The organism is Acinetobacter legionensis (assembly GCF_048552295.1).
Taxonomy (GTDB): domain Bacteria; phylum Pseudomonadota; class Gammaproteobacteria; order Pseudomonadales; family Moraxellaceae; genus Acinetobacter.
Map to the genome: position 1 here is coordinate 1 of NZ_JBIMCW010000012.1, position 13,085 is coordinate 13,085.

General features: G+C 36.0%; 14 protein-coding genes. 9 read left to right on the plus strand and 5 right to left on the minus strand.

Annotated elements, in window-relative coordinates:
• The first annotated feature begins 455 nt into the window (after positions 1 to 455).
• The 3 genes from ACG916_RS10945 to ACG916_RS10955 all read left to right on the plus strand — a co-directional run bounded on the left by ACG916_RS10945 (position 456) and on the right by ACG916_RS10955 (position 3,542).
• Positions 456 to 848: a putative signal transducing protein gene (locus ACG916_RS10945; RefSeq protein WP_419327359.1), complete on the plus strand. Its 393-nt coding sequence runs from the start codon at positions 456 to 458 to the stop codon at positions 846 to 848.
• A gap of 788 nt (positions 849 to 1,636) precedes the next feature.
• Positions 1,637 to 2,569 (plus strand): hypothetical protein, encoded by a 933-nt coding sequence (locus ACG916_RS10950; RefSeq protein WP_419327358.1) that lies wholly within the window; start codon positions 1,637 to 1,639, stop codon positions 2,567 to 2,569.
• A 409-nt stretch (positions 2,570 to 2,978) separates the two neighbouring features.
• Positions 2,979 to 3,542, plus strand: a complete 564-nt coding sequence (locus ACG916_RS10955) for a DUF4256 domain-containing protein (protein WP_419327357.1) — start codon at positions 2,979 to 2,981, stop codon at positions 3,540 to 3,542.
• Positions 3,543 to 4,221: 679 nt separating this feature from the next.
• On the opposite strand, the gene ACG916_RS10960 is transcribed toward ACG916_RS10955, so the two are convergent.
• The 5 genes from ACG916_RS10960 to ACG916_RS10980 form a co-directional block, all read right to left on the minus strand.
• Entirely contained in the window at positions 4,222 to 5,328 is a 1,107-nt protein-coding gene (locus ACG916_RS10960; RefSeq protein WP_336950728.1) for a porin, read from the minus strand.
• A gap of 221 nt (positions 5,329 to 5,549) precedes the next feature.
• Positions 5,550 to 5,966: an HIT family protein gene (locus ACG916_RS10965; protein WP_336950729.1), complete on the minus strand. Its 417-nt coding sequence runs from the start codon at positions 5,964 to 5,966 to the stop codon at positions 5,550 to 5,552.
• Between the two features lie 28 nt (positions 5,967 to 5,994).
• Positions 5,995 to 6,261, minus strand: a complete 267-nt coding sequence (locus ACG916_RS10970; RefSeq protein ID WP_004719576.1) for a YARHG domain-containing protein — start codon at positions 6,259 to 6,261, stop codon at positions 5,995 to 5,997.
• Between the two features lie 81 nt (positions 6,262 to 6,342).
• Positions 6,343 to 7,215: an NAD(P)-dependent oxidoreductase gene (locus ACG916_RS10975; RefSeq protein WP_419327356.1), complete on the minus strand. Its 873-nt coding sequence runs from the start codon at positions 7,213 to 7,215 to the stop codon at positions 6,343 to 6,345.
• Between the two features lie 9 nt (positions 7,216 to 7,224).
• Positions 7,225 to 8,316: an alpha/beta fold hydrolase gene (locus ACG916_RS10980; protein ID WP_336950731.1), complete on the minus strand. Its 1,092-nt coding sequence runs from the start codon at positions 8,314 to 8,316 to the stop codon at positions 7,225 to 7,227.
• A gap of 141 nt (positions 8,317 to 8,457) precedes the next feature.
• Here ACG916_RS10980 and ACG916_RS10985 point away from each other — a divergent pair, with 141 nt between their 5' ends.
• The 6 genes from ACG916_RS10985 (at position 8,458) to ACG916_RS11010 (ending at position 13,078) form a co-directional block, all read left to right on the plus strand.
• Positions 8,458 to 9,645: an O-succinylhomoserine sulfhydrylase gene (locus ACG916_RS10985; RefSeq protein WP_419327355.1), complete on the plus strand. Its 1,188-nt coding sequence runs from the start codon at positions 8,458 to 8,460 to the stop codon at positions 9,643 to 9,645.
• 113 nt (positions 9,646 to 9,758) lie between these two features.
• Positions 9,759 to 10,088 carry a YbaB/EbfC family nucleoid-associated protein gene (locus tag ACG916_RS10990; RefSeq protein WP_419327354.1) on the plus strand — a complete coding sequence of 110 codons (330 nt, stop codon included), beginning with the start codon at positions 9,759 to 9,761 and terminating at the stop codon, positions 10,086 to 10,088.
• A gap of 10 nt (positions 10,089 to 10,098) precedes the next feature.
• Positions 10,099 to 10,695, plus strand: a complete 597-nt coding sequence (gene recR, locus ACG916_RS10995) for a recombination mediator RecR (protein ID WP_004822240.1) — start codon at positions 10,099 to 10,101, stop codon at positions 10,693 to 10,695.
• Between the two features lie 347 nt (positions 10,696 to 11,042).
• Entirely contained in the window at positions 11,043 to 12,185 is a 1,143-nt protein-coding gene (locus ACG916_RS11000; protein WP_336950734.1) for a ribonuclease D, read from the plus strand.
• A 181-nt stretch (positions 12,186 to 12,366) separates the two neighbouring features.
• A complete protein-coding gene (locus ACG916_RS11005) occupies positions 12,367 to 12,672 on the plus strand; it encodes a YcgL domain-containing protein (RefSeq protein ID WP_336950735.1) in 306 nt (101 codons plus the stop codon).
• On the plus strand, positions 12,665 to 13,078 hold the full coding sequence (locus tag ACG916_RS11010) for a hypothetical protein (RefSeq protein WP_419327353.1): 414 nt from the start codon (positions 12,665 to 12,667) through the stop codon (positions 13,076 to 13,078). The genes ACG916_RS11005 and ACG916_RS11010 overlap by 8 nt, the downstream gene beginning before the upstream one ends.
• Positions 13,079 to 13,085 lie beyond the last annotated feature (7 nt).

A 13,085-nucleotide genomic window follows, 5' to 3' on the forward strand; every position in this document is an offset into this window, starting at 1 on the left:
CGCTGATGGTAGTGTGGGGTTACCCATGTGAGAGTAAGTCATCGCCAGCTTTTAAATCTAAAACACCCCGTTCTCTAACGAGAACGGGGTGTTTTTTTATGTGTGAAAGAAAATAATAAATAGTAAGAATAAGATGTAAATTTTGTTGTTTTATATCCTCATCAAAATATAGAAAAGTAGGATAGAGTTACGACAAACTATAGTTATGGGTTACTTAAGCAGAATAGGATAAAGGATGAAATTTAAATAATTCATAATAATTTTTCTATTAGCTCGGAAGAATTTGTACAGGAATTTAAAACCTATCTATCCTTCAACGTATTTCCTTATTTTTTATGAAATTTGCTTTTTTTGACATAGCTTAAAAAATGAAAGTATCAACTGAATAAATTTATGCAATATACAGTTAAATGAATTGAGCTTAAAATTCAATTTTATTTCTGTTAGGTGTTCTTATGCAATGGGTGGTCGCTGAAACATATTCATTTCCTTACGAGGCTCAGATTGCCAAAACACAATTAGAAGCAGCTGAAATTCCAGCACGTATTGAAAATGAACACACCATTAACATGGATTGGCTTTACTCCAATGCTTTGGGTGGTGTGCGACTGTTAGTTCCTGAAAGCTATGCAGAAGAGGCTAAAGGATTACTTACCCAAGATTTTAGCCAAGAATTAGAACAACAGTTTGGAGCAAGTGAAAGTTGCCCAAATTGTGGTAGTAGTGATATACAGTCATATACACAAGGAAAACGTCCCGCTTATTTGGTTTTTTTATTGCTTGGTTTTCCACTCTTTTTTTATAAAAATGGAACGAAGTGTAAAGAGTGCCAACATTTTTGGAGCTAGTGCTATATTGGTAAATTGGCAAGATATTTTAAATAAGCAAACTTTAGATCAAATAAATCACTTTCTAGAAAATATCGCAAAATTTGATCAATAAAACCAATGCATCATTCAACAGGATTTTGAAGTTGGAGGGGGTAAAGAAAATGTGGATTTTCATATTAAAGAATTAGGTGATGATTTTTTATTTTTACCAAATTATATTTAACAGGGCGTGGGCTTTATCCAGATGGAAAATATGATACATCATATTTTACCATCTTTGATTATACTGTTAATCAGAAATTATCTGATCAGCTGATTGTGGTCAAAATAGATCATCAAGGTCATTTAGACCATCTAAGTATCTAAATTGGGAAAGTTGAAATATAGAGCTAAACCTAACATGTTCATATTTTTGTTAAAATGAAACAAAGGCTAAGCTTTAAACTTGATATATTCTATGTAGAGTTTATTTGCACAATCATAAGTACTTATATTTGCTGAAATCTGAACACTGCAATTTACAAATAATGGATGAACATGGATAGAAATACTCCCATTTATGTTTCTTTAATAGGTACAAATAGCCATCACATAAAAATTCCAGCAGGGCAAGGAAGCTTCTAAATTGGTCGAATCGGAATGGACAAGAAAAAGGTTGATGTTCTTGTCGATGAAAATGCTGTAATCAATTGGGATGCTTTTAATATTTTTTATACGCCACATGGTCAACAAAATCCGCATTTGTATCCTTATGGAAATTGGCCGAGATTTTTTTATTATTGGGGAAATGATCAGGGTTTTATTGAATGGTCGAAGAAAAGAGTAATAGAAGATTTTTCTTGGCGACCTACGCAAGCGATTTGTCTAGATTTAAAAGTGATGCTCAAATTCATAACTTTTCAATCAAAGCAGACGAACATCCAATCATACTGGATTTAAGTCATCCTGATGATGAGAATAAGAAGGCGTTATATTCGCTTCATTTGGCTGGTCATATTGAGCATTTTGAAATTATTACCACCGCACCATATCCCCATATTAGAATAGAGCCAACAACAAACCAAGATCCAATAATATCGGCATACCATCTTCCTGTTATGAAAAATTTAGCGGCAATAACATCGTTAGATTTAACTGTTAAACCTTTAGGCCAAGCTTTTGATTGTGGAAGTTTATTACAGTTTCCTAATTTAAAAAATCTAAACTTAACTGGGAATATAACCAATACAACAATTTTAAAACAACTTCACCGACTTGAACGTATTGGGATACGCTATGCCGTAAATTTGGAAGGCTTTCCAGCTTTAAATACTTGGGAAAATTTAACCTCCTTCATTGGATGGAATATTGATGAAAAAATAGGGAAAAGGTTAAATGCTGAATTAAAGTATTTAGCTAAAGAAAAGCAATTGGATTATTCTTCGGTGTCTAAATTGAGGAGTTCAATATGGTTTACCAATGAATATGGGATTCCATTTGAAAATTGGGAAAGCTGTAATGCAAAAATAGCGATCAAAGCATATAAATTTGCTTTAAAAGAAATCTCCAAGGCGAAGACGAAGCAAGATGTGGAGGAGGTAATTATTGAACTTGTAGCGATGTTTAATACATTGCCCAATATTGAAACTGTTGAAAGAGAAGATATTGGTCTTGCTATACAGCAACTGGTTGAAGCTTCAACATTAGATATAGATCAAGAAACAGTGAATACTTGGTTTGATGAAATACGAGATTTTTAAAATATTTTATTGTTAAGTAAAAAATGACAAGATTTCTTGCTATTTTTAAGATTAGGATTAGAAGTTATATTCCATAGCTAAGTTGATAACAGTTTTTGTTCTCTATATGCAACTGTCTCATTACTTTTTTTAATTAATAATTGCGTAGAAGCGAGCTTGCTTATTGATATTGTAGTCAACGCTAATTCCATAACTTATGATCGCCATGGCCATTTTTTTGTCATTGCAAAAATATATTTAACTTTAGTTGAATTGGTATAAAAGGAATTGCATATGCAGAGAAATTCATTGAATTATCAGTGCCACACTGTTTAATTATTCCAATTCCGTATGTCTAAAAATTGGATTTGGTTAGGCTTGAGAGATAATGCTATGCTAATAAAGACTTAAAATAAGGCAGTAAAATAAAATGACAAAACAGCAAGAAAAACATAGTCCGTTACAAATTGAAAATCTATTAAAAACTTTAGAACAGCGCTTTCAACAGCATATAGAACGACATGCACAAGTGAGCTGGGATTTTATACAAAGACAACTTTTGCTTTGTCCTGAAAAGCTACCGGCTTTACAACAAATGGAAATGACTGGCGGTGAGCCTGATGTGGTTGTTTTACCGAATACAGAAGGTCTGTATTTTTTTGATTGTGCAATTGAGTCGCCAAAAGGGCGGCGTAGCATGTGTTATGATCGAGAGGCGTTACTCAGCCGCAAGGATCATCCTCCTGAAGATACGGTGATCGATTGGGTGCAGAAGCATGCTTTAGCGCTAATGACTGAACAACAGTATTATACCCTACAACAAATATTCAATTTTGACTTAAAAACATCCAGTTGGGTCGAGACACCAAGAGTATTACGTGAGCAAGGTGGCGCGATCTTTTGTGATCAGCGTTATGGGCGTACATTTACTTATCATAATGGTGCTGCTTCATATTATGCGAGTCGTGGTTTTCGAACCTATATCAAACTTTAACCGTTTAAAACTGAGATAGTGAAATCCTAAGATTCTATCGAGCTTGTTTTTATTTTTTTGTTTAGAATATAACTCCTGTCATAGCCTATAGTCAGCTTGTCGAAAACTCAGACACAAGAATATAATTTCTCTTAATTTATATTTTTAATTAAATCAATTGCATGAGTAAATAAAGTGTTTGATTATAAAAAAGCTTGCAATACCGCACTTTACATTAAAGTTTAAATAGTTTTGTGTAGGCGATGCCTCACTTTGTAGAGGATGCCAAACCTTGCGCTTCAAACAAAGCAGTGCTTTGTTTTTGCTCATGGGCGAGGGTACCTCCTGTACCTCCCCCCAACGGCGACATCCATGTCGCCCCACAGTAGGATAACCGTCTATGATTCAAAAGTACAAAAAATGAATCGATAGCTAACAGTTTCTAGGAGTTCATACAAAACATAAATTTAATGATTTTTAGTTTTCGTTTAAGAAACTGTATGCCTATCCAATGATGAAATTGATGTTGCTAAATGACAGGTCTGTCATGGATGATTAAACGTATGTGCTATTTATAAAAATGCTGAATTTGTATTATGGTTACTTCATTAATGAATATGAATTTTATAAAATTAGTTTTTTATTGTTGAGTCGAAATAAAAAACGGCAAGATGACTTACCGTTTTTATAAAGATTAGGATTAGAAGTTATATTCCATACCTAAGCCAATAACAGTTTTCTTTTTCTCTGGGGTAGATGTCGTTGACCAATCACGTTTTTGTTGACCAACAACACCATAGAAGCGAGCTTGTTTATTGATGTTGTAGTCTGCGCCAATTCCGTAAAGGTCTTGTTTACGATCATCACGCCCATCGAGTTCTGTTGTTGCAGAAATATATTCAGCTTTTAGCTTAATTGGTGTAGAAGGAATCGCATATGCAGCAGTGATGCCATAAGCATTTTCTTTCAAGCCTTTGAACGATGTTACTGTAGTACCAGAAGTGGTTGCAACAGTGTCATCAGTTGGTTTGGCTGTTTGCCATAATGCACCGAATACTAAGCCATCAAGACCCGCAGGTTTCAAGTCTACAGAACCTGTAACACGGATTGCGTCAGAGTAGATTGTGTTACTACCTAATTCAGAGTTATATGCATTATATTTAGATGCAACACCGAAGTTACCTGCAACAGCAGCAGCTAAACCGTAGTCTTTGTTGTCATAAGTAAGTGAGGTAGAGATACCATCACCGAAACTATCACGACTACCTTTTTGGCCTTTAGCATCATTTTTTAAAGCAGATGATTCTTCACCTTGCTGGAACATGATGTTGAAAGCTAAACCAGCCAATAATTTTTTATCAGTTTCAAAACCGATCACGTTTTTTAAACGATCTTCACCAACTAAAATCGCAGTCATATCGAGTTCATTGTGATCGTTGAAGATATCTTGGTTGTTACCAGCAGCATTTTTGAAATATGAATCAAACTGACCCACTTTTAAAGTTGCGATACCGTCTGATTTAATCCCCACGAAACGGTTACGGTTAGTAAAAGCATCGCCATCACCATCAGCACTGATTTGCCATTCTGCCAAGTAAACTGCAGACAATTTATCTGTTAATTTCTCTTCGCCTTTAACACCAATGCGAGAAGCGTTAGAGTTTACTTTAGTTACGCTTTCGTCTTTAAAGCCATTATTATCGATTTGATCTAAAGTTACGTTGAATTTACCATACAATGTTGGCGCTGCTTGAGCTGCGCTTATGCTAAGGGTGGCGATTGCTGCAGCGAGTAGCACTTTTTTCATTGAGATTTCTCCAAAACATGTTCAATGGGTTTGCAGTTACTTTTTTTATTCAGTAAGTGTGGATTTGTGCACTACTTACTAACTTGCATGCAGTATCTGTAAACTTTGTTACATATCAGTGAAGAAAAAATGACAATTTAATGACGTGAATTTAACATTTGTGTAATTTAAATAAAAAAATGAGGCCTGATTAGCCCCATTGATTCTAAAAAGATTTTTAATTAAGCCAGTGCAATCTTAATTTTTTCAGCAAACCCTTTAATTTTTTCCTGATCACCCATTTGAATAGCGTGACGACCTAATTCATGCACCGAGCTCGGAATTAAATGAAAGTGTACATGAGGTACGGTTTGTCCAGCAGAAGCCCCAGAAAGTTGCATCAATACAATACCTTGAGTATTCAAAGCTGTTTCAATTGCTTGCGCTATTTTTTGCACAATCTTGATTGTATAAGCTGCAATTTCAGGATCTAAGTCTAGCAATGTGATAGCTGGAGCCTTCGGAATAATCAGAGTGTGCCCATCGGCTTGCGGCATGATATCCATAAATGCAAGCACATGATCATCTTCATAAACTTTAATTGCAGGAAGTTCACCACGTAAAATTCGTGCAAATATATTCTGATCATCATAAGCCATGTTTATTTCCTTGAAGGTGTGAATGTGATTATTTACAGTTCAATTCTTTCTGACGTTCCTTGATAGAGTCAAGTTTTTGCTGCTCTTTTTCAGAAAATTTAGGCTTACTTGTATAACAATTGTCATTATTATATTTTGCTTTTGCTTCAGGATCTTTAAAACAGAACCCTTTTGATGCATAAATGACATTGTAATCATCTTGCAATTTTTTACATTCTTGGGTGTTATCAGCAAAAGCGTGACTAGCGACTAAAATAGATAAACTAGAAAGTGTAGCAATTACATATTTATTCATGATACGACCTCGAAATTGACATATTTACATGTCACTTAATGTGATTATAAGGTTTAGTTGTGATTATTCAATGACGAAAAATTAATCTAATGTAATTTTGCTCCATGATTCATACATTTTTACGGCGGTAGAAAAATCGCTATCAGGCTCTGAAAGACTATTGGCTACGGTAATTAAGCTTTGTGTTAAACCAAGAATAGGTGCTGATAATCTTGCATCACGAACTAAATCAATGGCAATACCGGTATCTTTTGCCAATAAGGGTAAAGCAAAGGTCAGTGGAAAGCTACGATTGAGGATACGTTGCGGTAGTGCGGTTTCAGTCACACCACTTTTACCACTGGATGCATTGATACAATCAAGTGCTTCATTTAAATCTACTCCATGTGCTTTCAGTGTGGTAAATCCTTCAGCAGCCGCACATAAATGAACCGCCATCATCATATTATTTACAGCTTTTACTGCAAAGCCTGCACCTGAGTCACCAACACGTTTAATTAATTTACCCATCGCTTGCATTGCAGGTAGGGCAATTTGAAACGCTTCTGCCGAACCGCCGACCATGAAGGTCAGTGTTGCATTTTCAGCGCCAATGGTTTGACCACTTACAGGTGCATCCAAAAAGTGAATATTATTTTTGAGAAGATACTCAGACTGTTTACGCGCAGCATCAGGTACACCACTGGTACAATCGACCCAAATCGCGCCATTTTTGATCTTTAAATCTTGGATTAAATCATCAATATCTTGGCTAGTCGGTAAACATGAAAAAATAATATCAGCTTGTACTGCTTGATCAAGTTCGACCGCTTGAGTACCAAACTGAGTTGCATGTTGCTTAGCCTTTGCAAAATTTCGATTCCATACATATACGGTATCAAAATATTTGGGTAAATGTGCTGCCATACGATAGCCCATTGCGCCTAAACCAATAAATGCAACTGTAGTCTTCATATCTATCTCTTAAATTTTTGTCGATCTTTGTTCTAACCATCTGGACAGAGTAGGCCAAAATTCATCTGCACTTTTTTGACTAGACATTAGCCCTAAATGTCCCCCAGGAATAAGAGTAAACGTGACATCACTACTCTTTGTCAATTCACTTAAAGGCTTAACTGCATCTGCGGTGACCATTTGATCATTTTTTCCAGCTCCAATCATCAGTGAACAGTCGATATTTCTAAGTTCAATTTTATGGTTACTGAGCTGAATTGCCCCATTTTTCAGTGGATTTTGCAGCCAAACATTAAATAACATGTCTTGATTGACACCACCGGGGTAATCCACCATGTGATTTAAAAAATTTCCAAGGGTGGCGTGTTCATGCAAGAGTTCTTTGTCATCTAAATTTAGCAACAATTGTTTATGACCCTCATACCAACCCTTTGGATCTAAAATCTTAAAACCAATGGCATTGAGTAAGCCGGGGGTATGTATCAGTTTTTTCGGTAAACCACCTTTATATAAAGTATCTTTCAGTTTTTGACTCTTTATAATCAAATTATTTATTTTTTGATAAAGTTTACCAATGCCACCCGAGGCGTAACTGTCAATTGGACTGGCCAAGATAATTAAGTTTTTAACATAATTGGGTTGGCGTAATGCCGTGTAAAGTAATACAAAAATGCCAGCCATACTCCACCCATGAAGGGATATTTGCTCACTTTGAGCATGCTCTCGAATTTTATTAATGCATAACGGCATGGCTTCATCAATAAAATATAAGAAGTTTAAGTTGCGATCTTGATAACTGAGTTTTCCCCAGTCCAATAGATAAACATCATAACCTTGTTCAGTAAAATATTTAATGAGTGAACGATAAGGGTAGAGATCATAGATTGCCATATTGATAGACAATGGTGCTGTAAAAACCAAAGGTTCCTTAAATTTTTTTTCAACAGCTGCATAGTAACGCACTTTGGTTTGATGATGCTCTGCAATAATTTTATAAGGGGTACTTTGAGATAAAACCAATGACTTACCATTGAAGATACGTGTGGTTAGATTCTTCAATTTGGATTTGCGCTGTTGGAACTTAGCTGATACTTGTGTCATAAGCGGTGTTTGTCTCATTTTTATGCAGATTTAAGCGAAGTGTATGTGATAATTTACGATTTTACCTTGACCTTAAATACATAGGACGCTCAAAATGTTGGCAATATTTTACAAAGGCAGTTTTTGGACTGAGTAGTTGAAATGAGCCAGCACGACGACATTGAATACCAACTTGATACTTTAGCGATTCGTACAGGTCATACACGCAGTTTTGAAGGTGAACATAGTGAGCCGATTTTCCTCACTTCGTCATTTGTGTATGAAAATGCAGCGGAAGCAGCAGCAAAATTCTCTGGTGCTGAACCAGGCAATATTTATTCACGTTTTACCAATCCAACAGTAGCAATGTTTGAAATGCGTTTAGCTGCACTCGAAGGTGGTGAACGGGCTGTGGCAACAAGTTCGGGTATGGCTGCCATTATGGCAGTTGCAATGTCGTTCTTAAAAGCAGGTGATCATGTGATTTGTTCGCGTGCTGTTTTTGGTTCTACTGTTGCATTATTTGAAAAATATGTCGCCAAATTTAATGTCGCAGTGACTTTTGTTGATTTAACTGATTTAACAGCTTGGCAAGACGCGGTTCGTCCTGAAACTCGCTTACTGTTTGTTGAGTCACCTTCAAATCCCTTGGCTGAAGTCGCTGATATTCAAGCACTATCAGATTTAGCACATGCAAATGATGCTTTATTGGCTATCGATAACAGTTTTTGCACACCAATTTTGCAGCGCCCATTACAATTTGGTGCAGATTTAGTGATTTACTCTGCCACTAAATATCTAGATGGACAAGGTCGTGCACTGGGTGGGGCTGTGGTCGGTAATCACAAATTACTTGAAGAAGTATTTGGTTATGTTCGTACCGCTGGCCCATCGATGAGTCCATTCAATGCATGGGTCTTTTTGAAAGGTTTAGAAACCTTAAAACTACGCATGAAAGCGCATTCTGAAAGTGCACAAAAAATTGCCGAGTGGCTGGTTGCTCATCCAAAAGTGGAAAAGGTTTATTTTGCTGGATTAGCAGACCATGTTGGGCATGAGTTAGCAGCCAAACAACAAACTGGTTTTGGCGGAATCGTTTCTTTTGAAGTGAAAGGTGAGCGAGAAGGAGCATGGAAAGTTATTGACCACACACAATTTATCTCAATTACAGGCAATTTGGGTGATGCTAAGTCAACAATTACCCATCCTGCGACAACGACTCATGGTAAGCTTTCTCCTGAAGCTAAAGCAGCAGCGGGTATTCGTGAAGGTTTAATCCGTTTGTCTGTTGGCTTAGAAGATGTCGATGATATTATTCGTGACCTTTCTCATGGATTAGATTTAATTTAAGATAAGCATAATTTGTGAAAGAGTTTGTTTCATTTTCTTCTAGGCATTTAAAAAAACTAGTCATGAAAGTGCAAGACAGAGATTTAATTTAGGACTTTTGTTCGGAGTATTTTATGAACATTAATATGCTTATGCAGCAAGCGCAACGTATGCAGAAAGATATGGAAAGCAACGTTAAAAAGGCAAAAGCACAACTTGCCCAAACTGAAGTGAATGCTGAAGCTGGTGGCGGTTTAGTAAAAGTAACAATGACTTGCCGGAATGTTGTTAAGCGTATCGAAATCAGTCCAGATTTGTTACAAGACGATCCAGATATGATTGAAGACTTGATAGCAGCAGCAATGAATGACGCGGCTCGCCAAGCTGAAGTTATTACAGAAGCGAAGATGAAAGAAGCTAATTCAGGTATGGGTTTACCACCAGGTCTTTCAGGTTTGTTCTAAGGAATCATAGGTGTTTAGCGACCGTTTTGACCAACTCGTACAAGCTTTACGAATCTTACCTAGTGTTGGGCCGAAATCGGCTCAACGTATGGCACTCCATTTGATCATGAAAAATAAAGAAGGTGCTATTGGTTTGGCGCATGCGCTAAATGAAGCAACCTCTTATATTCATGAGTGTAGTGTTTGTCATTCTTTAACTGAAAATGAAGTCTGTGATATTTGTTGCTCAAATGATCGGGATGATCAACTGCTTTGTGTGGTTGAGTCCCCAGCAGATGTGATGGCAATAGAGCAGTCTGGTAGCTTTAGAGGAAAATATCATGTACTTGGTGGACATTTGTCGCCTTTAGATGGTATTGGTCCTGAAGAGATAGGTATTCCATATTTAGTGCAACGTTTAACTGATGGTAAAATTACTGAAGTAATTTTAGCCACTAATGCAACTGTAGAAGGGCAAGCGACTGCACATTATCTTGTAGAAGCAACAAAACATTTGTCTTTGCAAATGACACGAATCGCACAAGGTGTTCCACAAGGTGGTGAATTGGAATATGTGGATAGTCATACATTAAGTCAGGCTGTTCATAATCGTATGAAAATGAAATAGTGATCTTAGGTTTTGTAGCATTTAGAGTTTGTTGGGCTTGGATGTTTAGCGCAAATGCGATAACGATTAAAAGATCAACAAACTCTGTTTAATTTAAAAATTATTTACATTCATTCTAAATTTTTTATGTACACTCAAGCTAAATCAATGATTAGCCTGGTTATTTATTACTTTAAAATATGCTTTTATTAAGTTGTAAAACCTATATATAAAATAAATATTCACAAGAAACTTTATTGAAAAATAAGGTGTTTACGGAGAATTAGTTTAAAAATATTATATTTAAATTTTATATATTAAGGTAAAATCATATTTCATTTGAATGTAACATTTTGACTTAAACTGACATGTTTCAATTTATTAATCAACAGACCGATCTCGAACATGTGTTGAATTTGATGCAACATACTTCGACTTATGGTCTAGATACTGAATTTATTAAAGTCGACACACTTTGGCCAAAACTCGGTGTATTCCAAATTAATGTCAATGGTCAAGTATTCTTGCTCGACGGTACAACTCTAAATTTAGATCAATTTTGGTTTGAGCTTTTTAAAGCACAGCAAAATGTTTTTCATGCCTGTGGGGAAGATATTGATTTAATTTATCATTATGCAGATAAAAAAAACCTGAATAATGTGTTCGATACGCAAGTTGGGCTGTCTTTTTTAGGCCATGGTCTACAAGTCAGTTATCAAAATGCTTTGAAATTAGTCTTAGATATCGATATTGATAAAGATCAGACACGTTCAGATTGGTTGGCTCGACCACTAACAGATGAACAAATGAATTATGCTGCTAATGATGTTTTATACATTATGCGTCTGGCTGAAAAAGTAAAAGCTGAATTGGTAGAGAAAAGTTTATACTCGCATGTGCTTGAAGATTGCCAAAATTTGACCTTTGAAATTGCTTCTGAAACCCCGAAAGACAAATTGTATTGTGATATTGGTAATTACCGTCATTCCAGAAAACAGCTGATGCAATTGCAACAGTTGAGTGTTTGGCGCGAAGAAATGGTTAAAGCACTGAATCAACCGCGTAGCTTTATTCTCAAAAGTGCCACAATGATTGATTTAGTTGAAGTTAATCCAAAAAATAATTTTCAATTGTCTTCTGTTAAGGGGATACGTCCCAATATTGTTCGTGAGCATGGAAAAACAATTTTAGATTTATTGAAATTCCTGCCTGAAACAGATGAGTGGCCACTTCGTATTGCTCGCCCAATCAAACATTCATCTCAGGGAATCACGGTTGAAGTAGATGAGTTGATTTCTCAGGTTTCATTTGAAATGCAAGTACCCAAAGAAGTACTTATGCGTAAAAAATGGCTGAATGCCTTGTATCATCATGTGGTATTTCATGGTAATGAGCAAGATTTACCTGGGTATTTACTGGGATGGCGCTATGAATTGCTCACTCAGCCGCTTATCCATTTACTACAAGAAGATATTAAATTTTTAAGTATGCAGATGAAAGTAAATGAGTGATTGGAACTGGTTCTTTTGAGCTATTGTTTAGGGGAATAATCTTCAAGACTATTGCGTTACTATTGATCAAAGATTTAGCAATTGAACCTAAATAACGACTGATGCGTTAACTTTCGATAATGTCTCCATTGTTTTTTTCATGTATGCTGTCAACTAAGTTTTACTGAAGCTGTTGTTTAAAATGCATTGTGATATTTATAAATCGAGCAAAAAAGATGAAATGTATCTTTATGTGGCTCGTCCAAATCATCCAAATAAAGATGAAAGTGCAGATCCCTTAGCGGCTCTTTCTGAGCCTCTACGTATTGCCTTTGGTCGGGCTACGCATGTAATGCATCTTGAACTAAGTGAAACTAGACCATTGGCACGTGTAAATGTGTTACATGTAATAGATTCACTTAATACAAAAGGCTTCTTTATTCAAATGCCGCCAGAAGGTTTAATTAACCCAAATGCGGTTGAACCAGAGGGACTACGTGGTGCTTGATCAGTTATCAGGAATATGGGCAAATTTTTTAGATCTATTTGATTCTATCCCAGAAGATAATATTGCAATATCCGTCTATATTCTTGGGACGCTGTTGATTTTATGGTGCTGGTATTCGATTTCAAAGCGATTGCCATCGCCACTTGGCGGTATTACATGGATCATTGTATTTGCCGTTCTAGCAACCCCGACTATTTCTGAAGGACCAAACTCAGCGATTGCGCCAGCAATTTTTGGACTGTTATTTGGTATTCTTACCAAGGATTCACCATTGATTTGGTCAAATCTTGCCTTAATTACATTTGTTATGGGTATTGGTTTAGTCATTGGATTTTTTTGGTCTAAATACAAAACTACGAAAAATTCCCAAGCAAGCGCTGTAGCAAAAAATATTTCACCACTTTAAATAAAAA